At 65.6% G+C, this 21,452-nt stretch carries 17 protein-coding genes; 8 read left to right on the forward strand and 9 right to left on the reverse strand.

The window, feature by feature from the left end; translation table 11 throughout:
• Positions 1 to 23: 23 nt before the first annotated feature.
• The 4 genes from QDT69_RS07875 to QDT69_RS07890 form a co-directional block, all read right to left on the reverse strand.
• Positions 24 to 3,308, reverse strand: coding sequence for an efflux RND transporter permease subunit (locus QDT69_RS07875; RefSeq protein ID WP_279706028.1), 3,285 nt, complete (start codon positions 3,306 to 3,308; stop codon positions 24 to 26).
• 3 nt (positions 3,309 to 3,311) lie between these two features.
• Complete coding sequence (locus tag QDT69_RS07880) at positions 3,312 to 6,419, reverse strand: MdtB/MuxB family multidrug efflux RND transporter permease subunit (protein WP_279706029.1); 3,108 nt, start codon at positions 6,417 to 6,419, stop codon at positions 3,312 to 3,314.
• Entirely contained in the window at positions 6,416 to 7,654 is a 1,239-nt protein-coding gene (locus QDT69_RS07885) for an MdtA/MuxA family multidrug efflux RND transporter periplasmic adaptor subunit (RefSeq protein WP_279706030.1), read from the reverse strand. Before QDT69_RS07885 ends, QDT69_RS07880 begins: the two co-directional genes overlap by 4 nt.
• Positions 7,655 to 7,924: 270 nt before the next feature.
• A complete protein-coding gene (locus tag QDT69_RS07890; protein WP_279706031.1) occupies positions 7,925 to 9,370 on the reverse strand; it encodes a DASS family sodium-coupled anion symporter in 1,446 nt (481 codons plus the stop codon).
• 235 nt (positions 9,371 to 9,605) lie between these two features.
• On the opposite strand from QDT69_RS07890, the gene aat reads away from it, so the two are divergent.
• Positions 9,606 to 10,286, forward strand: coding sequence for a leucyl/phenylalanyl-tRNA--protein transferase (gene aat, locus QDT69_RS07895; protein WP_279706032.1), 681 nt, complete (start codon positions 9,606 to 9,608; stop codon positions 10,284 to 10,286).
• 109 nt (positions 10,287 to 10,395) lie between these two features.
• On the opposite strand, the gene QDT69_RS07900 is transcribed toward aat, so the two are convergent.
• A complete protein-coding gene (locus QDT69_RS07900) occupies positions 10,396 to 11,394 on the reverse strand; it encodes a DUF2155 domain-containing protein (protein ID WP_279706033.1) in 999 nt (332 codons plus the stop codon).
• A 246-nt stretch (positions 11,395 to 11,640) separates the two neighbouring features.
• Between QDT69_RS07900 and QDT69_RS07905 the strand changes: the two genes are divergently transcribed.
• The 4 genes from QDT69_RS07905 to QDT69_RS07920 all read left to right on the forward strand — a co-directional run bounded on the left by QDT69_RS07905 (position 11,641) and on the right by QDT69_RS07920 (position 15,424).
• Positions 11,641 to 12,420, forward strand: a complete 780-nt coding sequence (locus QDT69_RS07905) for an SDR family oxidoreductase (RefSeq protein WP_279706034.1) — start codon at positions 11,641 to 11,643, stop codon at positions 12,418 to 12,420.
• Between the two features lie 111 nt (positions 12,421 to 12,531).
• Positions 12,532 to 13,473 (forward strand): alpha/beta hydrolase, encoded by a 942-nt coding sequence (locus QDT69_RS07910; RefSeq protein ID WP_279706035.1) that lies wholly within the window; start codon positions 12,532 to 12,534, stop codon positions 13,471 to 13,473.
• Positions 13,474 to 13,641: 168 nt separating this feature from the next.
• A complete protein-coding gene (locus QDT69_RS07915; protein WP_279706036.1) occupies positions 13,642 to 14,865 on the forward strand; it encodes an SLC13 family permease in 1,224 nt (407 codons plus the stop codon).
• Positions 14,866 to 14,884: 19 nt separating this feature from the next.
• Positions 14,885 to 15,424: a hypothetical protein gene (locus QDT69_RS07920; protein WP_279706037.1), complete on the forward strand. Its 540-nt coding sequence runs from the start codon at positions 14,885 to 14,887 to the stop codon at positions 15,422 to 15,424.
• Positions 15,425 to 15,724: 300 nt separating this feature from the next.
• Here the strand turns inward: QDT69_RS07920 and QDT69_RS07925 are convergent, their stop codons facing one another.
• Together QDT69_RS07925 and QDT69_RS07930 are read right to left on the reverse strand one after the other, a co-directional pair.
• Positions 15,725 to 15,943: a hypothetical protein gene (locus tag QDT69_RS07925; protein WP_279706038.1), complete on the reverse strand. Its 219-nt coding sequence runs from the start codon at positions 15,941 to 15,943 to the stop codon at positions 15,725 to 15,727.
• 205 nt (positions 15,944 to 16,148) lie between these two features.
• Positions 16,149 to 17,087, reverse strand: a complete 939-nt coding sequence (locus QDT69_RS07930; RefSeq protein WP_279706039.1) for a GlxA family transcriptional regulator — start codon at positions 17,085 to 17,087, stop codon at positions 16,149 to 16,151.
• A gap of 111 nt (positions 17,088 to 17,198) precedes the next feature.
• On the opposite strand from QDT69_RS07930, the gene QDT69_RS07935 reads away from it, so the two are divergent.
• Complete coding sequence (locus QDT69_RS07935; protein ID WP_279706040.1) at positions 17,199 to 17,900, forward strand: DJ-1/PfpI family protein; 702 nt, start codon at positions 17,199 to 17,201, stop codon at positions 17,898 to 17,900.
• 39 nt (positions 17,901 to 17,939) lie between these two features.
• Here the strand turns inward: QDT69_RS07935 and QDT69_RS07940 are convergent, their stop codons facing one another.
• On the reverse strand, positions 17,940 to 18,695 hold the full coding sequence (locus tag QDT69_RS07940; protein WP_279706041.1) for a substrate-binding domain-containing protein: 756 nt from the start codon (positions 18,693 to 18,695) through the stop codon (positions 17,940 to 17,942).
• Positions 18,696 to 18,815: 120 nt separating this feature from the next.
• Between QDT69_RS07940 and QDT69_RS07945 the strand changes: the two genes are divergently transcribed.
• Positions 18,816 to 19,769, forward strand: coding sequence for a LysR family transcriptional regulator (locus QDT69_RS07945; RefSeq protein WP_279706042.1), 954 nt, complete (start codon positions 18,816 to 18,818; stop codon positions 19,767 to 19,769).
• Positions 19,770 to 20,167: 398 nt separating this feature from the next.
• Here the strand turns inward: QDT69_RS07945 and QDT69_RS07950 are convergent, their stop codons facing one another.
• Complete coding sequence (locus QDT69_RS07950; RefSeq protein WP_279706043.1) at positions 20,168 to 20,578, reverse strand: NADH:ubiquinone oxidoreductase subunit NDUFA12; 411 nt, start codon at positions 20,576 to 20,578, stop codon at positions 20,168 to 20,170.
• Between the two features lie 268 nt (positions 20,579 to 20,846).
• On the opposite strand from QDT69_RS07950, the gene QDT69_RS07955 reads away from it, so the two are divergent.
• Positions 20,847 to 21,407 (forward strand): BA14K family protein, encoded by a 561-nt coding sequence (locus tag QDT69_RS07955; RefSeq protein WP_279706044.1) that lies wholly within the window; start codon positions 20,847 to 20,849, stop codon positions 21,405 to 21,407.
• The last annotated feature ends 45 nt before the right edge of the window (positions 21,408 to 21,452 follow it).

Genomic DNA, 21,452 nt, shown 5'->3' on the forward strand with positions numbered 1-21,452 from the left:
TGCAACGCTGCACCTGTCGGCATTTACTCGCCCGGTTGAAGTGAGGAGCCCGGCATCCGCATCGCGCCGCCGTGGCGGACACGCTGGGCCCACAGGCGGAACCGGTCGAGATAGAGGTAGATGACCGGCGTCGTGTAGAGCGTCAGAACCTGACTCAGGATCAGGCCGCCGACGATGGCGATGCCGAGCGGCTGCCGCAGCTCGCCGCCGTCACCCATGCCGATCGCGAGCGGCACCGCGCCGAGCAGCGCGGCCATCGTCGTCATCATGATGGGACGGAAGCGCAGCAGGCAGGCCTCCCTGATCGCCTCGAGCGGCTCCAGCCCGCGCTTGCGTTCCGCCTCCAGCGCAAAGTCGATCATCATGATGGCGTTCTTCTTCACGATACCGATCAGCAGGATGACGCCGATCAGCGCCATGATACTGAACTCGGTCTTGAATGCCATCAGCGCCAGCAAGGCGCCCACACCTGCCGAGGGCAGTGTGGACAAGATGGTCAGCGGATGGACGTAGCTCTCATAAAGCACGCCAAGCACGATGTAGATCGCGACGATCGCCGCCAGGACCAGGAACGGCTGGTTGCTGAGCGAATCCTGGAACGCCTTGGCGGAGCCCTGGAAGGTGCCGCGGATCGTGGCGGGGACACCGATCCGGTTCATGGTCGCCTCGATGCTGGCGACCGCGGTGCTCAGCGACACGTTCGGCGGCAGATTGAACGAGATGGTGTTGGCGACCAGGAGGCCCTGGTGGTTGACCGCAAGCGGTGTCGCGCCCTGTCTGAACGCCGCCACCGCCGACAGCGGGATCATGGTCTCGCTGTTGGTGGAGACGGCCGATCCGGTCGAGGCCACGCCCTTCCCGGTCGCGCCGATCGAATTGGTGGCCTGGTTGCGCGCGGCCTGGGCATTGGCTGAACTCGCCGCACTCGAGGTTCCCGCCGCCACCACGGTGCCCGCCACCGCGTTGGTCGATTGCGAGCCGCCGACCGATCCACCCGAGGTGCTGATGTAGACGTCCTTCAGCGTCTGCGGGTTCTGCCAGTAGCGCGGCGCGACCTCCATGACGACATGGTACTGGTTGCGCGCGACATAGATCGTCGACACCTGGCGCTGGCCGAAGGCGTCGTAGAGGGTGTTGTCGATCTGGCTGACCGTGATGCCGAGCCGCGCCGCGGCGTCGCGATCGATCACGAGGTCGGATTCCAGGCCCTTGTTCTGCTGGTCGCTGTTGACGTCGGCAAGGTTCGGGTCGCGCTGCAGGGCCGCCGCGATCTTCGGCGTCCAGTCATTGAGCTCCTCCAGCGTCGATCCCTGCAGCGTGTACTGATACTGCGCGTTCGAGGCCCTGCCCCCGACCCTGATGTCCTGCACCGCCTGCAGGAACAGGCTCGCGCCGGGCACCACCGCCAGCTCGCGGCGCAGCCGCGCGATCACGCCGTCGGCGCCGATCTTGCGCTGGTCGAGCGGACGCAGCGAGACGAACACGAAGCCGGAATTGGTCTGGCCGCCGCCGGTGAAGCCGACCACGGTCTCCACCGCCGGGTCGAGCTTGATGATCCCGACGAACTGCGCGAGCTTCTGCTGCATCAGCTGGAACGACACGCTCTGGTCGGCCTGGATCGAGCCGACCAGCCGCCCGGTGTCCTGTTGCGGGAAGAATCCCTTCGGGATCACGTCGTAGAGATAGAAGTTGAGGCCGAACACCGCCGCCAGGATCAGCATCACCGACAGCGGATGCTGAAGCGCCGCGGTCAGCGTCCTGCGATAGAAATTCAGCATCGCCTCGAAGAAGCGCTCGCTGGCCCAATAGAGCCGGCCGTGGCCGCCGGTGTCCGGCCTGAGCAGCACGGCGCACATCATCGGCGTGGTCGCCAATGATACCGCGAGCGAGATCAGGATCGAGATCGAGATCGTCATCGCGAATTCGCGGAACAGCCGGCCGACGATCCCTGCCATCAGCAGGATCGGGATGAACACTGCGATCAGCGAGATGCTCATCGACAGCACGGTGAAGCCGACCTCGTTGGCGCCCTTCAGCGCCGCCTCGAGCGGACTCAGGCCCTCCTCGATGTAGCGGGTGACGTTCTCCAGCACCACGATGGCGTCGTCGACCACGAAGCCGGTCGCGACCGTCAGCGCCATCAGCGACAGATTGTCGAGGCTGTAGCCGATCAGGTACATCGCCCCGAAGGTCGCAACGAGCGACACCGAGACCGCCACCACCGGAATGAAGGTGGCGCGCAGATTGCGCAGGAACGCGAACACCACGATGATGACCAGCAGCACCGCCAGAACCAGCGTTCGTTCCACGTCGTGCAGCGAGGTGCGGATGGTGGTCGAGCGGTCGACCGCAAGGCCGATATCGATCGCCGGCGACACCGACGCCTGCAATTGCGGCATCAGTCCCTTCACCAGGTCGACGGTCGAGATGATGTTGGCGTTCGGCTGCCGGTAGAGGATGATCAGCACCGCGGGCTTGCCGTTGGCGAGCCCGGCGTTGCGCAGGTTCTCGACGCCGTCGGTCACCTCGCCGACATCGGAAAGGTGAACCGGCGCGCCGTTGCGGTAGGCCACGATCAGCGACTTGTAGTCGTCGGCCTTGTTGGCCTGATCGTTGGCATAGACCTGGAAGCGCTGGTCGCCGACGTCGATGCCGCCCTTCGGACTGTGGGCGTTGGCGCTCGACAGCGCCGCCCGGACGTCTTCCAGGCCGATGCCGTATTTGTAGAGCGTCTGCGGGACCAGATCGACGCGCACGGCCGGCAGCGAGCTCCCGCCCACCACCACCTCGCCGATGCCCTCGACCTGCGACAGCTTCTGCGCCAGCACCGTGGAGGCGGCATCGTAGAGGTCGCCGCGGGTCAGCGTATCCGACGTCAGCGTCAGGATCAGGATCGGCGCATCCGCTGGATTGACCTTGCGGTAGGTCGGGTTGCTGCGCAGGCTGGTCGGAAGGTCCGCCCGCGCCGCGTTGATCGCCGCCTGCACGTCCCGCGCCGCGCCGTTGATGTCGCGGCTCAAGCCGAACTGCAGCGTGATCCGCGTCGAGCCGACCGAGCTCGACGACGTCATCTCAGTGACATCGGCGATCTGGCCGAGATGCCGCTCAAGCGGGCTGGCGACCGTGGTCGCGACGTCCTGCGGGCTGGCGCCGGGCAATGTCGCCTGCACCGAGATGGTCGGAAAATCCACCTGCGGCAGCGGCGACACCGGCAGCTTGAAGAACGCGACAATGCCCGCCGCCGCAAGTCCGAAGGTCAACAGCGTGGTTGCGACCGGCCGGCGGATGAAGGGCGTTGACGGATCCATGGCTCAACGCGACCCGCTCGCCTCGCCGACCTCGTCCGCCCGCCCGGCAAACCGCAGCGCGAGGCGATCGAACCAGAGATAGATCACCGGCGTCGTGAACAGCGTCAGCAGCTGGCTGACGAGCAGGCCTCCGACGATCGAGACGCCGAGCGGATGCCGCAGCTCGGAGCCCGCGCCGCTGCCGAGCATCAGCGGCAACGCGCCGAGCACGGCCGCCATCGTCGTCATGATGATCGGCCGGAACCGCAGCAGGCAGGCCTGATAGATCGCCTCTCGCGGCGGCTTGCCCTCGTTGCGCTCGGCATCGAGCGCGAAGTCGATCATCATGATCGCGTTCTTCTTCACGATGCCGATCAACAGGATGATGCCGATGATCGCGATGATGGTGAGGTCTTGTCCTGCCATCATCAGCGCCAGCAACGCGCCGATGCCGGCCGAGGGCAGCGTCGAGAGGATGGTCAGCGGGTGGATGAAGCTCTCATAGAGCACGCCGAGCACGATGTAGACCGTGATGATCGCAGCCAAGATCAGGAACAGCTGGTTGGAGAGCGAGGACTGGAACGCCAGCGCAGCGCCCTGGAAGCTCGTGATCATGCCGAGCGGCTGGTTGATGTCGGCCTGCGCCTGCTTGATCGCCGTCACCGCGCTGCCGAGCGAGGCGCCGGGCGCGAGGTTGAACGAGACGGTCGCCGACGGGAACTGGCCGAGATGCGAGACCTGCAGCGGCGCGGTCTCCACCCGCATCTTGGCCATGACCGACAGCGGCACCGGCGTCGAGCCGACCGATGACGGCAGATAGATCGACGACAGCGCGTCCAGCGAATTCTGCAGCGACGGATCGGCCTCGAGGATGACCCGGTACTGGTTCGAATTGGTGAACACGGTGGAGACGATGCGCTGGCCGTAGGAATCGTACAGCGCGTTGTCGATCGTCGCCGGCGTGATGCCGAACCGCGCCGCCTGGTCGCGGTCGATGTCCACGAACACCGACAGCCCCTGCGCGGAGATATCGCTGGTGACGTCGCTCAGTTGAGGCAATTGCCTCAGCTTGTCGACCAGCTTCGGCGTCCATTCCGCAAGCTCGTTCGGATCGGCGTCCTGCAGGATGAACTGGTACTGCGTCCGGCTCACCGTGCCTTCGATGGTGAGGTCCTGGACCGGCTGCATGTAGAGCGTGATGCCGGTCAGATCAGCCGTGCTGGCCTTGATCCGGTCCATGATCGTCAGGACGCCCGCCTTGCGCTGCTCGTGCGGCTTCAAATTGATCAGGATGCGGCCGCTGTTGAGCGTGGTGTTGGTGCCGTCGACGCCGATGAAGGACGACAGGCTCTCGACGTCTGGGTCTTTCAGGATCGCGCTGGCAAGCCGCTGCTGCCGCTCGGCCATCGCCGCATAGGACACCGATTGCGGCGCCTCCGAGATCGCCTGGATCACGCCGGTGTCCTGCACCGGAAAGAAGCCCTTGGGGATGACGACATAAAGCAGCGCGGTGAGCCCGAATGTGGCGAGCGCGATCAGCAGCACGAACGTCTGGCGATCGAGCACCCAGTTGAGCATCCGGGCATAGATCGCGATGACATAGTCGAAGCCTTCCCGGCTGAGCCGCTGGAAGGTGTTCTCGCGCGCCATGCTCTCCGGCTTCAGCAGCTTGGCGCAGGCCATCGGCACCAGCGTCAGCGACACCACGGCGGAGATCAGGATCGTGACCGACAGCGTGATGGCGAATTCGCGGAACAGGCGGCCGACGACGTCGCCCATGAACAGCAGCGGGATCAGCACCGCGATCAGCGACACCGTCAGCGAGATGATGGTGAAGCCGATCTGCTCGGAGCCGCGCAGCGCCGCCTCCAGCGGCGACTCGCCCTCCTCGATATAGCGCGAGATGTTCTCGATCACGACGATGGCGTCGTCGACCACGAAGCCGGTCGCGATCGTCAGCGCCATCAGCGACAGATTGTTCAGGCTGAAGCCGAACAGATACATCGCCCCGAGCGTGCCGACCAGCGACAGCGGCACCGAGAGGCTCGGGATCAGCGTCGCGCGGGTCGAGCGCAGGAACACGAAGATCACGAGCACGACCAGGACCACCGCAAGCGACAGCTCGTACTCGACGTCGCGGACCGAGGCCCGGATCGTCACGGTACGGTCGGTCAGGATGTTGAGGTCGATCGCCGCCGGCAGCGTGGCCTGCAGCTGCGGCAGCAGGTCCTTGATGCCTTGAACCACCGAGATCACGTTGGCGCCGGGCTGGCGCTGGATGTTGAGGATGATCGCCGGCGTCTCGTTCATCCAGGCGCCGAGCTTGTCGTTCTGCGCGCCGTCGACGACGTTGCCGACGTCGCTGAGCCGGACCGGCGAGCCGTTCTTGTAGGCGATGATCAGCGAGCGGTAGTCGCTGGCATTGCGGATCTGGTCGTTGGCGTTGATGGTGTAGGCGCGCATCGCGCCGTCGAAATTGCCCTTCGGCGTATTGACGTTGGCGTTGCCGAGCGTGGTGCGGAGATCGTCGATGTTGAGGCCATAGGCCGCGAGCTTGCGAATGTCGGCCTGGATGCGCACCGCGGGCCGCTGGCCGCCGCTGATGCTGACGAGGCCGACGCCGGGCAGCTGCGAGATCTTCTGCGCCAGCCGCGTGTCGACGAAGTCCTGCACCTGGGTCAGCGGCATCGTCTTCGAGGTCAGGCCGAGGGTCAGGATCGGCGCGTCGGCCGGATTGACCTTGGCGTAGATCGGCGGCGCCGGCAGGTCCGACGGCAACAGATTGCCCGCGGCATTGATCGCGGCCTGCACTTCCTGCTCGGCGACGTCGAGCGAGATCGACAGGCCGAACTGCAGCGTGATGACCGACGAGCCGGCCGAGCTCACCGAGCTCATCTGGTTCAGGTTCGGCATCTGGCCGAACTGCACCTCGAGCGGCGCGGTCACCGACGAGGTCATCACGTCGGGGCTGGCGCCCGGATAGAAGGTCTGCACCTGGATGGTCGGATAGTCGACCTCCGGCAACGCCGCGACGGGCAGGAATCTGAACGCCAGCATGCCCGACAGCATGATGGCGATCATCATCAGGGTCGTCGCCACCGGCCGCAGGATGAATGGCCGCGACGGGTTCATTTGGTCTGCCCGTCCTCGGACCGCTTGTGCTGGCCGCCTCCCGCCTTGTCGGGATCGGCGCCACCCTTGCTATCTCCCTTGTTGTCACCCTTCGCAGCCCCGTTTGCCGCGCCCTTGGCCGCAGCGGCCGGGTTTGCGGCATCAGTGGCGGAGCGCACGACGATCTTGGCGCCCTCGCGCAGCTTGTCGGCGCCGTCGATCACGATGCGATCGCCGGACGTGAGCCCCGACAGCACCTCGACGCGGTCGCCGTCGGTGACCCCGAGCTTGACCGGCCGCACCGAGACCGTGCTGTCGGCATTGACGAGATAGACGAAGGTGCCGGGAACGCCGCGCTGGATGCCGGCGGTCGACATCGTCGTGGCGTCCTTGTGGGTGTCGAGCAGCAGGCGGATGTTGACGAACTGGTTCGGATACAGCGTGCGCTTGTCGTTCTCGAACTGGGCGCGCAGCTTGATCGTGCCGGTGGTCGCATCGATCTGGCTGTCGAAGGTCTGCAGCGATCCCTCGGCGAGCTTGTTGGCGCCGCTGCGGTCGTAGGCCGCGGTCGGCAGCACCGCGCCCTCCTTCAACCGCTTGGCGACCGCCTGCAGATTGTCCTCCGGCAGCGTGAACAGCACGCTGATCGGCTCTAGCTGCGTGATCACGACGAGGCCGCTGGTGTCGCCCGGCGTCACATAGTTGCCGAGGTCGACCTGGCGCAGCCCGACCCGCCCGTTGATCGGCGACACGATGTGGCAATACGCCAAATTCACTTCGGCCGACATCACCGAGGCGCGGTCGGCTTCGACCGTGCCCTGATACTGCGCGACCAACGCGACCTGGGTGTCGAGCTGCTGATGCGGCACGGCATTCTGTGCGGCGAGGTTCTGGTAGCGGGTGAGATCGACCTGGGCGCCCTTGAGCTGCGCCTCGTCGCGGGCGAGCTGTCCCTTGGCCTGCGCCAGCGTCGCCTCATAGGGACGCGAATCGATCTCGGCGATCAGGTCACCCTTCTTGACCTCGTCGCCCTCCTTGAAATCGATCTTCATCAGGTAGCCGCTGATCTGGCTCCTGATCGTCACGGTCGCGAGCGACGTCACGGTGCCGAGGGCGTTGAGGCTGACGCCGATATCGCCCTTACCGATTGTCTCCGGCACGATCGACATCGGCCCGGCGTTACGCCCGCCACCGGCCTGCGGCGGCGCGGCCTGCTGCCGCGTCCACCAGACAATGCCGGCTAGGACCGCCAGCACCACACATCCCGTCAGAAACCCCGGCCAACGCGACGCTCGCCTGACTGGTCCAGGTGCGACGATCGACGGGTCTTTGATATGCTGGTCCATTAACTTGCCCACGAAGAAACACGAACGAGCTCGCGCGGCTCTATGTGTCCCCTGAAATCTGCGCGCGCCACATTCGAGGAAGCATTTTGAACGCTTCCCTCTGACAAAGCGCGTTAAGAATCGGAAAGGATGGCCCCTCCTTCCCGCTCGCGCGCTGTTTCACGCTGGATTGTGGCTATTTTACCCGATCGATTGTAACCAGGGCAACACGATCAGCAACAATCCGGCAAAGTAGATCACGCCGAAGATCAGCCCGAATTTCCAGAAGTCGCCTTTGCCGATATAGCCGCTGCCGTAATACATCGGCGCCGGTCCCGTGGCATAGGGCGAGATCACGCCCATCAGCCCGAGCGAATAGACACACAGCAGCATCAGGGTCTGCACCGACAGGCCGGGAATGCTGGAGCCGACCGCGAGCACCACCGGCAACACGGCTGCGGTATGCGAGGTGATGCTCGAGAAGAAATAGTGGATCCAGAAAAAGAAGGTGACGAGCAGGATCATCCCGACCAGCGGCGAGGTGCCGGCGAGCGGCTTGGCATAGCCCTCGGCCACCCATTTGATGAAGCCGATCTCGTTGAGCCCCGACGACAGCGTCAGCAGCGAGGTGAAATAGAAGAATACCTCCCAGGCGCTCTTCTCCGCGACGATGTCCTCGAACGCGATCACGCCGGTGAGAAGCATCAGCGAGATCACGACGAACACCACCGTGGTCGCGTTGATGAAGTTCGAGCCGAGCAGCGGCACGCTGATATTGGGGTTGGAGCCGCAGATCCACAGGAACATCGCGAGCAGCACCAGCACCGCCATGATCCATTCGTGTCGCGACGGCGGCCCCATCTTGGCGAGCTCGCCCTCGCTCCAGGTCACGATCTCCGGGCTTTCCTTGATCTCTGGCCGGCAGATCACGTAGCTCAGCAGCGGCACCAGCAGCAGCAAAAGGATACCGAGCGGCGCGAAGCCGATGAACCATTGCGACCAGCCGACCTCGATATTGACGAGCTTCTTGGCGATCGAGAGCGCGGCGGCGTTCGGCGCCAGCGCGGTCAGGAACAGCGAAGAGGTGACGGCCGTGGTCGCAAACGCCGTCCACATCACGAAGGTACCGATCTTGCCCGCGGTCGGACCGGGCTCCGAGCCATAGATGCGCGGGATGTTGCTGACGATCGGATAGATGGTGCCACCCGAGCGCGCGGTGTTGGACGGCGTCGCCGGCGCCAGCACGAGGTCGGAGAACGCCACAGCATAGCCGAGCCCGATGGTGCGGCGGCCGAGCCCGCGCACCAGCAGCAGCGCCAGACGGCGGCCGAGCCCGCTCTTGCGGTAGCCGATCGAGAACACGAAGGCGCCGACGATCAGCCACACCGTGCTCTCGGAAAAGCCGCCGAGCATCCAGCGCAGCGACTTGTTCGGGTCGGGTTCGACATAGCCACTGATGCCGGCGACCGTCAGGCCGATCAGGCCAACCGCGCCGACCGGCATCGATTCGAGGATCAGCCCGGTGATCACGGCGGCGAACACCGCAAAATAGTGCCACTGATTGGCGTTCAGCCCTGACGGCACCGGCACCAGATAGATCACGAGCCAGACCAGCAACGGCGCAAACGTCCGCCATGACGACTTCATGCAGCGTCCCCCTCACCTGTGTTGATTGTCGCGCGCGCAAGCCGCCTAGTCCCCGCTATGTCCCAGGCGGTGGCGCCGTCTTTTTGTGGCAATGTAGCACGGCCGCACAGTCCGCTCGGGAAACTGCGGCCGAATGGCGCGGCTTTTGGAGGAACCGGCGGGTTTCGTCAACACGTCGCGACCTCCATGGCAGGCCCCATCGCAAGTTCGCCCGCGCTTTGCTATCCTCCGTGGCATGACGTCACGCGACTCCGCTTCCTCCGAGATCACGCCCGAGGTGCTGCTGCGCGCCTATGCTTGCGGCATCTTCCCGATGGCGGAGAGCGCCGACGATCCGACCCTGTTCTGGGTCGAGCCGGAATTGCGCGGCGTGATTCCGTTCGACGGCTTCCGCATCGCCTCCCGCCTCGCCCGCACGGTGCGCTCGGATGCGTTCACCATCACCGTCGATACCGCGTTCAAGGCTGTCATCGCCGGTTGCGCGGCGCCGCAGCCCGGCCGCGACGACACCTGGATCAACAAGCGCATCCGCGATCTCTATGTCGGGCTGTACACGTCGGGCCATTGCCACAGCGTCGAGGTCTGGCAGGACGACAATCTGGTCGGCGGGCTCTACGGCGTCAGCCTCGGCCGCGCCTTCTTCGGCGAGAGCATGTTTCACACCGTGCGCGATGCATCGAAGGTCGCGCTGGTGCATCTGGTGGCACGGTTGATCGCCGGCGGGTTCGAATTGCTCGACACGCAATATGTGACCGAGCATCTGAAGACGTTCGGCGCGGTCGAGATTTCGCGCCGCCGCTATCGCGCGCTGCTCGACAAGGCGATCGCGGGCGCGCCGGCGGATTTCCGCAAGCTCGACACGACGCAACCGGTCAAGGGTGAACAGGCGCTGGCTATCGTCGCCGAACGCAATTGAGTTGACCTGATGCGGTAGCCCGGATGCAGCGAAGCGAAATCCGGGGCCGCACTGTCCACGGAGAAAAGACCCGGATTTCGCTGCGCTCCATCCGGGCTACACGTGCCAATCAGTTTCCGAACAGACCACCGAACAATCCGCCCGGCCGCTGCTGTTGCTGGGGCGGCGGAGGTGGCGGCTGCTGCTGGTATTGCGGCAGCGGCTGCGGCGGCGGACGCGGCGCGGCTTGCTTCGGCGGCGCGCGCTTCTGCGCCGGCGGCGGCGTCGGCGCCTTCGGCGGATCGGGCGCGGCGGTCACGATGGTCTGGTCCGGCCCTTTGCAGTCGGTCAGCCAGATGTCGTAGATCGGATGCTCGACGCCGTGCAGGCCCGGGCTCGCCGCGAACATCCAGCCGGAGAAGATCCGCTTCACCTCGCCCTGCAGCGTGATCTCATCGACCTCGACAAAGGCGTCGGTGTTGGCGGCTTCCGTCGACGGCCTAGTGTAGCAGGCATCGGTCTTCACCCGCAGCGCGCCGAACTGCACGGTCTCGCCGATATCCTCGTCGAAATTGATGATGCGGCCGGTGATCTTGTCGAGGCCGGAAAAGCTCGCCTTCTTGTTGGTGATCTTGGTCGAGGGCGGCTCCTGCACGACCTCGTCACCCGGCTGCAACGTCGCAGGCGTCTGCTGCGGGGCACCCTGGGGTGCACCCTGAGGCGCGCCCTTGGGACGCTGCCCCGGCGGCAGCGGATTGGCGCCGGGCGGCGTGTTGGCGACGGCGGGCCCGCCGGGCTGCGGCGGCTGCACGGCAACGCCGGGCGGAGCGACGGTCGCGCCGGGCGGCGGGGCCAAAGGCTGCGACTGCACGCTGCCGGGCGGCGGCACCGCCTGCCCCGGCGGCAACGCCCGCGGCTGCGTCGGCAGCAGGCGGCCGCGCGGCAATTCCGGCACTTCCTCGTCGTCGTCGCTGGGAGGGGCCACCTGGCCACGCGGGATCGAGCCGGGCGGGCGCGGCGCGGGATCGGAGAAAATCGTTCCGATCTGCGCGCGCGCGGGCGGCGCAAGCGAGATGGTGAAGGCGGCAACCAAGGCCGCAAAGCCAGTCAGGGCAACGGTTCGAAGCATCTCGCGCGGCTTTAAAGGGCGAATCGGGCGCGCGACAGTCTACCTTGATATCGGCCGCTCGCAGGCCACCGGTTAACACGCCGAATACGGCGGGGAAAGGGCACCCGGTCACCTCTCCCCGGCCCACTGGCCACCCACTGGTCTCCCTTGGGAACACGTGTGATAGTCCTCACGCTCAAGGCGCGCGGCAACGCGCGAAAACCAGGAAAATCCGGATCGAACCGGACCAGCCAGAGGAAACCCAACATGCCCGATCGCATCAGGCTCGACGGCCGGGTCGCCGTCGTCACCGGGGCTGCCGGCGTCATCGGAACCGCCACGCTCCATCTGCTCGCCGAACGCGGTGCGCGGATTGTCGCAGTCGACCGCAAAGGGGCCGATCTTGCCGCCGTCATCAAGGACCTCCCCGCCTCGGCCGAGGCCCTGTCGATCACCGCCGACGTCACCGATGAGGACGAGGTCAAGGACTACGTCCGCGCCGCCGTGGAGCGCTTCGGCACCATCGATGCCTTCTACAACAATGCCGGCATCGAGGGCGACATCAGGCCGATCCCTGAGTATTCGCTGGAGAGCTTTCGCCGCGTGCTCGACGTCAATGTCGTCGGCGTCTTCCTCGGCATGAAGCATGTGCTGCCGGTCATGCTGAAGCAGAACAAAGGCAGCATCATCAACACCGCCTCGATCGCGGGCCTGATGGGATCGCCGATGATCGCGGTCTATAGCGCCAGCAAGCATGCGGTGATCGGATTGACCAAGAGCGCGGCCTGGGAATGCACCGGCACCGGCGTGCGCGTCAATTGCGTCTGCCCCGGCATGATCGAGAGCCGGATGCTGAGCACGATCCTGCAGGGCCGCTCAGGCGGCAACGCGCCGCCGCCGGTCGAGAAGATCGTCGACCGCATCCCGGCGCGCAGGCTCGGGCTCGCAAGCGAGGTCGCCTCGATCGTCGCGTTCCTCGCCTCCGACGAGGCGAGCTACGTTTCCGGCTCCGCCTACACCGTCGACGGCGGCCGCACCGCCGCGTGAGCCGACCGTCATTCCGGGGCGGTCCGCAGGACCGAACCCGGAATCTCGAGATTCCGGGTTCGATGCTTTCGCATCGCCCCGGAATGACACCATCAAGAAGGTCTATTGCCCATGCCCGTCGTTCTCGATCCCGATGCCGCCGCCGTCTACAAGGCCTTCCAGGAGGCCGGCCGTCCCGCTTATGAGACGCTGACCGCGCCGGAAGCGCGCGAATATTATCGCGCCGCCCGCATCGTCTCCAATCCCGAGCCGCCCGCGCTTGAATCGAGCAAGGCGCTGGCGATCCCGGCGCCGCACGGCAACATCCCGGCCCACATCTATACGCCGAAGACGCTGCGCAAGACGAACGGACTCGCGCCGTGCCTAGTGTTCTTCCACGGCGGCGGCTGGGTGATCGGCGATCTCGATACCCACGAGGTGGTGTGCCAGAAGCTTGCCCATGAGGGCGAGCTGATCGTGATCTCGGTCGATTATCGGCTCGCGCCCGAGCATCGCTTCCCCGCCGCAGTGGACGACGCCGTCACCGCGACCAGATGGGTTGCCGCCAACGCCGGAGATCTCGGAATCGACGCTGCGCGCCTGATCGTCGGCGGCGATAGCGCCGGCGGCAATCTGGCGGCCGTGGTTGCGCTGACCGCGCGCGACGGCGGACCGAAGCTCGCCGCCCAGCTCTTGATCTATCCCGGCACCGATTTCTCGCGGAAGCATGCCTCGCACCGCGAGCCCGAAACCAGCATCCTGTTGACGCATTCGGTGATCGGCTGGTTCGCCAACCATTATCTCGGCGGCGCCGACAGCACCGACTGGCGCGCCTCGCCCGCGCGCGCGAAGAGCTTCGCCGGACTGCCGCCGGCCTATGTGCTGACCGCCGGCGCCGACCCCTTGCGCGACGAAGGCGACGAGTACGCGAACTTCCTGAAGGACGCCGGCGTGCCCGTGACCTACCGGCATTTCCCCGGCCAGTTCCACGGCTTCTTCACCATGGGCAAGCTGCTCAATCAGGCCAATGTCGCGGTGACCGAGATCAGCACGTGGTTGAAGGGACTTGGCTGAAGTCGCTGGGCTGAGCGATCCGATCAGGGACGTGCGCGGCGGCGGTCCCCGATCGAAACTCGCGTGCGCAGCTTGCGGCGTTAGCGCGCCTTGCAGTTCTCCGTGCCGCGCGATAGTGCGGCCGGACGCGCTTCACGCCGCCGAGCACTCCAGCCAGCGAGGATCATCTTGCTCACGCCCATCCTCGTCTACGGCATCCCGTTCGACTTCATCCTGTTCGCGCTGACGCTGCTCGGCGTCGCGATCTTCCATCACCATACGCTCGCCGTGGCGTTGACGGGTCTTGCCGCGATCGTCGCCTACAAGCTGATCTTCGCCGGCTTTGCGAAATTCGGCGCGGGCCTGCCCGGTCTCGTGCACCACATGGAGCATGAGTGGGTCACGCTCGCGAACCTGTTCCTGCTCTTGATGGGATTTGCGCTGCTGTCGCGGCACTTCGAGGAAAGCCGCATTCCGGACGAGATGCCGGCGCTGTTGCCCGATGACTGGAAGGGCGGACTGATCCTGCTGGTGATCGTGTTCGTGCTGTCGGCCTTCCTCGACAACATCGCAGCCGCGCTGATCGGCGGCACCGTCGCGCGTTACGTGTTCCGCGGCCGCGTCCATATCGGCTATCTCGCGGCCATCGTCGCTGCATCGAACGCCGGCGGCGCCGGCAGCGTCGTCGGCGACACCACGACGACGATGATGTGGATCGACGGCGTCAGTCCGCTCACCGTCGTCGACGCCTATGTCGCCGCCATCGCCGCGATGCTGGTGTTCGCGGTGCCGGCCTCGCTGCAGCAGCATCGCTTCTCGCCGATTGTGAAGAAGGCGCCATCCGGCCTCAGCATCGACTGGGCACGGGTTGCGATCGTCGCGGTGATCCTGCTCGCCGCGCTGACCGCCAACGTCACGGCCAATCTGAAATTCCCCGCGCTGCTCGACGCGCTGCCGGTGCTCGGGCTCGCGGTCTGGGCCGCGATCCTCGTCACTTCGCTGCTGCGCCGGCCGGACTGGTCTGTCATGCCCGAGACGCTCAAGGGCACCGTGTTCCTGCTCGCGCTGGTGACGGCGGCCTCGATGATGCCGGTGGAGAAGCTGCCGGCCGCCTCATGGCAGACCGCGCTCGGGCTCGGCTTCGTCTCGGCGGTGTTCGACAACATCCCGCTGACCGCGCTGGCGCTGAAGCAGGGCGGCTACGATTGGGGCTTTCTCGCCTACGCGGTCGGATTTGGCGGATCGATGGTCTGGTTCGGTTCGTCCGCGGGCGTCGCGGTGTCCAACATGTATCCGGAAGCCAAGTCGGTGGTCCGCTGGATCACCCAGGGCTGGCCGATCATGGTGGCCTATGTGGTCGGGTTCTTCGCGATGCTCGCCCTGCTCGGCTGGCATCCCGACGCGCCGCATTGACGCAAATGCAGAATTTGCCATGCTGCAGCGCACAATGCGCATTACTTCAAAACTGTGGAAAAGCGAGACAAATCCGTTGACATTGCTAAACTCCATTCGCCGTAACAGCTTATGGAGATTTCGCATGAGTGTTAGTGCAGAAGTCCTCGCCCGCGCCCCGTCGGAGCAGATGGAGGACGAAATCCACACGGTGACCTCGCATCGGCCACGCAGCAATGTCCGACCTCTCTCACCGATGCCGGACTATGTCGAGCACCGCAACGGCGTCAACGAAGTCGGCAAGCTGTCCGCCGAGGCGGTCGTGCGCGAATATGAAGCGGCGGTGAAAGAAATCGAGGCCCTTGGAGCGGAACTGCAATTGGCCGCCAAGAATTGCGAGGCAATGGTCGCAGGCGTTCATGACATGATCGCGGAAATCAAGGAATTCGCTGCGGGCTACCGCGATCAGGGCAAGCGCTTCTTCCTGCAGATCGAAGCCGTCTCGTTGATGACCATGGAGGTCAGGGACACCTGCGAAGCACTCAAGAAGAAGATCGCGACCGATACATTGAGCCAGTAATTTATTTCGGTTGAAGCACATTTCACGATCAGATCCGTGGATCTCTACGATCGTGGGCTGATCCTGTATTTGGTGAATGACTGCGCTAGTCCGGCGCGGCAGAACCGTTAGTTCTATTGAAGACCAAGTTGTTCAAGACCAAGTTGTTCAAGTTGCTCAAGACCAAGTCATTCAACACCAAGTCAATCAACACCGGTCATTCAACACCTTGCCCCGCCTCGGCGGGGCTTTGTGTTGTGACGCGAATAATATGTGCGCGCGTCGCGTACTCGAACGGACGGGCCTCCGTCCATGACCGGCTTAGCGCGCGTCAGGTGCACGCTCGGCTGTGTCCGCCGCCGAAGATAGTGCGGATATCGGGGACCAGCGGTCGCTGAAATCCTTGGCCGGCAGCGTGTCCGTGTCGGAAGCGATAATGCCGTCGGTCCGCGACGCGTGCGACCTCATCGTAGCGGCGGTTGCAGTGACGGCCAGCAGGGCGACAGCCACGAACCCGGTAATCGTTCGATGCTTTGTCATTCAGAACCTCCTCGGGTCCCCAATGCCCACTTAACGTGGGTCACGGGAACCTTCGCGAGGTTCATCAGCGCAAGACGGCATGCATCGCGTGAAATCGGACAACGATCTTGTCCCACTCAAGGTGCCGTCACCAGCGGCGGTTTTCGCCTCTCCGTTGGAATGATCTTCTATCCAACAAGTCGCCGGAGCTTCCGGAGCCTACGACTTACCCCACCCGCGCGGCCCGGCGCAGCGATTGCGGCGGCTGGCCGAAGGCGCGGATGAAGGCGCGGCGCATCCGCTCGGGATCGCGGAAACCGGTGATCTCGGCGACGCGCTCGATCGCCTCGCCCGACGACTGCACGCGCTGCCGCGCCACCTCGATCCTCAGCCGCTCGACTGCTTTCGACGGCGTGGTGCCGGTCTCGGCGATGAAGGCGCGGGTGAAATGCCGCGAGCTCATCCCGGCCTTGTCGGCGAGGTCCTCGACCGTCAGCGGCGCATCGAGATTTTCCCGCGCCCAGGCGAGCAGCGGCCCGAACCTTCCGTTCGGCGTCTTCAATTCCAGGAGCGAGGAGAACTGCGACTGCCCGCCGCTGCGCCGGTGATACAGCACGAGCTGCCGCGCGGTGTTCTGCGCGACCTCGTCGCCATAGTCCTCGGTGATCATGGCGAGCGCGAGATCGATGCCGGCGGTGATGCCGGCCGAGCTCCAGATGTTGCCGTCGCGGACGAAGATCTGGTCCGGCTCGAGCTTGATCTTCGGATAGCTCTTCACGAAATGCGGCGTGCGCTGCCAATGGGTGGTGGCGCGGCGGCCGTCGAGCAGGCCCGCCTCGGCCAGCACATAGGCGCCGGAGCAGACGCTGGCGACGCGGACGCCGCGACCCGCCATCCGCCGCACGAATGACAGTGTGGTGGGACAGCTCGCCGGTGTCCGCACGCCGTTGCCGCCTGCGATGATCAGCGTCGTGATCGCCGCCGACGGCTTGAGGCCGCGCGCCAGCATCTCGACGCCGGACGACGAGCGCACCGGCCCGGCCTTCACCGCAATCGTCTTGATAGCGGGCGGGTTGTTGGCGAAGCGCGCCGCGATCTCGAACGCCGCGATCGGGCCGGCCGCGTCCAGCAGCTGGAAGTCGGGAAAGATCAGGATGCCGATCATCGCCAAATCCTTTACAGTGGCGCCTCGTCCGAAAACGAGGGAAATACGCCATTCTTGACAGGAGGCCATCATGGCATCCTGGTTCCGTCAAGCGCTATTTGGAGACCTCCGATGTCCGAACCCCTGCAGATTGGATTGCTCGTCTTCCCGAAGGTGACCCAGCTCGACCTGACCGGTCCGCTGCAGGTGTTCTCCTCGGTCCCCGGCGCGAAGGTGCATCTGATCTGGAAACGGATCGAACCGGTTCCGACTGACTCCGTCATGGTGCTGACGCCGACCACGACCTTTGCCGACTGCCCGCAACTCGACGTGATCTGCGTGCCCGGCGGCTTCGGCACCGACGACATGGTCGGCGACGAGGAGATGCTCGGCTTCCTGCGCAAGCAGGCCGCGGGCGCGAAATACGTCACGTCGGTCTGCACGGGCTCGCTGGTGCTCGGCGCAGCGGGCTTGCTCAAGGGCTATCGCGCCACCACGCATTGGAGCGCGATCGATTTCCTTGCGGGCTTCGGCGCCATCCCGACCAAAACCCGCGTCTGCGTCGACCGCAACCGCTTCACCGGCGGCGGCGTTACCGCCGGCATCGACTTCGCGCTGACGCTGGTGTCCGAGCTGGTCGACCGCAAGACCGCGGAAGCAATCCAGCTCAGGCTCGAATACAACCCGGCCCCGCCGTTCAATGCCGGTTCGCCCGACACTGCGCCGGCCGAGATCCTGGCGTTGATGAAGGAGCGGATGGGACCGGCGCACGCGCGCCGCGGCGAATTGATGGGCCGCGCGGCGGCGCGGCTCGGCCAAAGCGGGCCCTCATGATCGCCCCTGACGATTGCGACCGTTAGCCAGGACAGGGCTTCAGGGAGCAATCGGCTCCAGTCCCTTGCTCCGTATCGCAGCGGCAGCCGCCGGCGAGTGCAGGAATGCGATCAATTGCTCGACCGCCTTCGGCTCGCCGGCATTGGCGCTGAGGCCGACGCTGAAGGTGGTGTAGTTCTGCAACTCGTCCGGAAGAACGCCCGCGAGAGCCACGCCCTCGACGCCAATGATGTTCGGCACGGTGATCACCGTCAGCTCCGCCTCGCCGCGCGCGACGGCCTCCACCGGGCTCCGTCCTGCCACAGCCAGGAGCTTCGGCTTCACGTCGCCGGCGATCCCGAGGCGATCGAGCAGATGAAGGAAATAGCTTCCGCTCACGCTCTCGCTTGAATAGGAGATTGATCTCGCCGCCAGCAGCGTTTGCTTCAGGTCCTCGCTGGAGGCGACCTTGGGCGTCGGTGCACCGGTGCGGATCGCGACGCCAGCGGCCGTGCGGGCGATGTCCGATCGAGAGCCCGCGGCTATCTTGCCGAGCCGCGCAAGATCATCGACCGCCGCCGGCAGCAAGACGGCGGCATCGAACTTCTCGCCCGCCTCGATCTGCCGCTTGAGCACAGGCACGCCCTCGAAGGTGAAGACAAGCATATGGCCGGTTGCGCGTGCGAACGCGGGCGCAAGCTCGTTGAAGACACCTTTCATGGTCGGCGTGCTGAGAACCGTGACCTCGGCCGCGCGGCCGGCCGTGGCGCTCATGGCCAGTACAAGCGCCGCGACCGCGACGCGAATGCCCCTCATCGATGTCTCCTGCATCTCTGGTCCAGGCCGACACTTCAGCCGGAGCTGGAGTCAGCGCCAGAACAGGAGTATCCACAAGGTCGATTATTCGACAGGCCGGTAGCCGTCTAGGTACGTCATATGCGCTGGGCTGAAAGGGTTGGGCGTTTTCTCAAGCCTCGCGACCTCCACGTCTTCATGACGGTGGTCGAAGAGCGCAGCATGGCGAAGGCCGCCGAGCGTCTGGCGATCTCGCGGCCGGTGATCTCGCGCACGATCGCCAATCTCGAGCACATGCTCGGCGTGACGCTGCTCGACCGCACGGCGCGCGGCATCGCGCCGACGCTGTTCGGCACGGCGCTGCTCAGGCGCGGCACCGCGGTGTTCGACGAACTTCGGCAGAGCGTCGAGGAGATCGCGTATCTTGCCGATCCCAAGGCGGGCGAGTTGCGCATCGCCTGCACCGAAGTGTGGGCCGCCGGCCTCGTGCCGACAGCGATCGAGCGGCTGTCGAAGCGACTGCCGCGGCTGCGCGTCAGGCTGGAGCAAGGCACCGCGCAGCATCAGTTCAACCTGCTGCGGGAGCGTCGATGCGAGATCGTGATCTCGCGGCTGCTGACCGAGACACCGGATTCCGACATCGACATGCAGCCGCTGTTCTACGAGCCGCTGACCATCGTCGCCGGCCCGCAAAGCTCCTGGTCGCGCCGCCGCAAGCTCACGCTGTCAGACCTCGTCGACGCACCGTGGATCCTGTCGACGCTGGAAGCGGAAGCCGGCTCGCCTTTCGTCGAAGCATTCCGTGTCGCGAAGCTGCCGGTCCCCACCGCAACGATCTTCAGCAACTCGCTCCACCTGCGCATCAGCCTGCTCGCCACCGGACGCTATCTCACACTCGTTCCGGGCTCGGCGCTGCGGTTCGGCCCCGGCGCCGGCCTGCTCAAGGCGCTGCCCGTGGCATTGCCGCGATGGCATCTGCCGACGGCGATCTTCACCCTGAAGGGCCGCATGCTGAGCCCGGTGGCGCAGGTGTTTGCCGATTGCGTTCGCGAGGTTGCGAGGCCGCTGGCCCCGGGTAAGGCCCGGGCAAGGTAGCGCCCTGACGCTTCGCCTACCCTGCTACCGAACTTGCCACAGAAAAAGGCCGCCCGGTTTCCCGAGCGGCCCTTCCTGTCTCACGGTAGCCTCACATTTGCGGGCGATTTCAGGACATCTGTACCGGGGGCCTATCTCCCGGCCGCATCCAACTCGGAGGCCGCTGCTCATCGGGACAGTCGCGATCTGGAGCCCGATCCGACGCGATGGTTTCCCATCTCCGTAAGATGGCTTCATTGAGCCGCGAAGCTGCGCGGGGCGCAAGTGGACAGCATCGGCGACGCCCGACCTGTCCCCGCTGTTACCGTTGTCCACAGGCGCGCACTTGCGCTGCCACAGCCACGCGTGCGCTGCACGCGCGCAATTGCGCACGTGCACGGGTCAGCAACGCGTGAAGGTCAGCTTCCCGGGGTCCAGGCGTGGTAGTCGCCGGTCGCCTTGGGACGGCGGCCGCTTGCCAGCGTCGAGCCGGACGGACGGTAAGCCTGCGCAGTGCCGGTCATGTTCGGCAGATGCGGCTTTTCCCATTCCCGAGGCGCATACTTGTCCTCGGTCGGGGGCACATCAACCGTGTGGTGCAGCCAGCCGTGCCAGCCGGCCGGGATCCGCGAGGCTTCGGCATAGCCGTTATAGACCACCCAGCGGCGCTCGAAATGCAGCGTCGGGTCGATCTCGCCGCCCTTGGTGCGATAGTAGCGGTTGCCCTGCTCGTCCTCGCCGACCAGTTCGCCGAATCGCGAGGTCCACAATTGCGTGCCAAAGGTCTGGCCGTTCCACCAGGTGAAGAATTTCAGCAGGAATTGTTTCATGCGTGGCCGGTCACGGGTTCGAGGCTGTCCGGCTCTGATGCCACCTGAATCCGCAAATGTCCAGCCGCCGCCAAGGTAGCCCGGCACTCCCGGCATGGGCCCCGATCACGAGCCCGTTTGGCGACCAAATGACGCGGTCGCGGAGAGTTTTGTTCACCTGCCATACATGCGCCTCCGGCCAAACAAAGATGACGGACAATCAATGTCGCGCGCGGGAACGTCCAACCGCAGAAATGGTTAGACATTGTCCGTTTTAATGGAGTCCAAAATGATCAATATGAAGGTTTTGAGCACTGCCGCGGCGCTGGCGCTTGCGCTGCCGTTGGCTGTGGCGCCGACCGTTTCCTTCGCCCAGTCAGCCGCGCAGATGGGCGCGATGGGCGGTGGCGGTGGTGCACGCGGCGGTGGCGGCGGCGGTGGTGGTTTTAGCGGCGGCGGCGGTCGTGGCGCGGCCATGGGCGGTGGCGGCGGTTGGACCGGCGGTGGTGGCGGCGGCCACTGGGCCGGTGGCGGCGGCGGTGGATGGCGCGGCGGCGGTGGAGGCTGGCACGGCGGCTATCACCGTGGCGGCGGCTTCTGGCCGGGCGCGGTTGCCGGTGCAGTCGTCGGCGGAGCCCTCGCCTCGGGCGCCTATTACGGCTCCGGCTATTACGGCTACGGCCCCGGGTACTATGACGACAGCTACGGCTATTACGACGACAGCGCGCCTGTCGCCGTGGAGGTCGCGCCGGGCGGCGACGCGAGCTACTGCGCGCAGCGTTACAGGTCCTACGATCCGGCCTCGGGCACTTATCTCGGCTTTGACGGCCTGCGGCACCCCTGCCCGTAATCACGGCTTGAATTGCTAAAATTGGCGAAGGGCGGCGGCAACGCC

This window comes from Bradyrhizobium sp. CER78 (assembly GCF_029846235.1).
GTDB lineage: Bacteria > Pseudomonadota > Alphaproteobacteria > Rhizobiales > Xanthobacteraceae > Bradyrhizobium.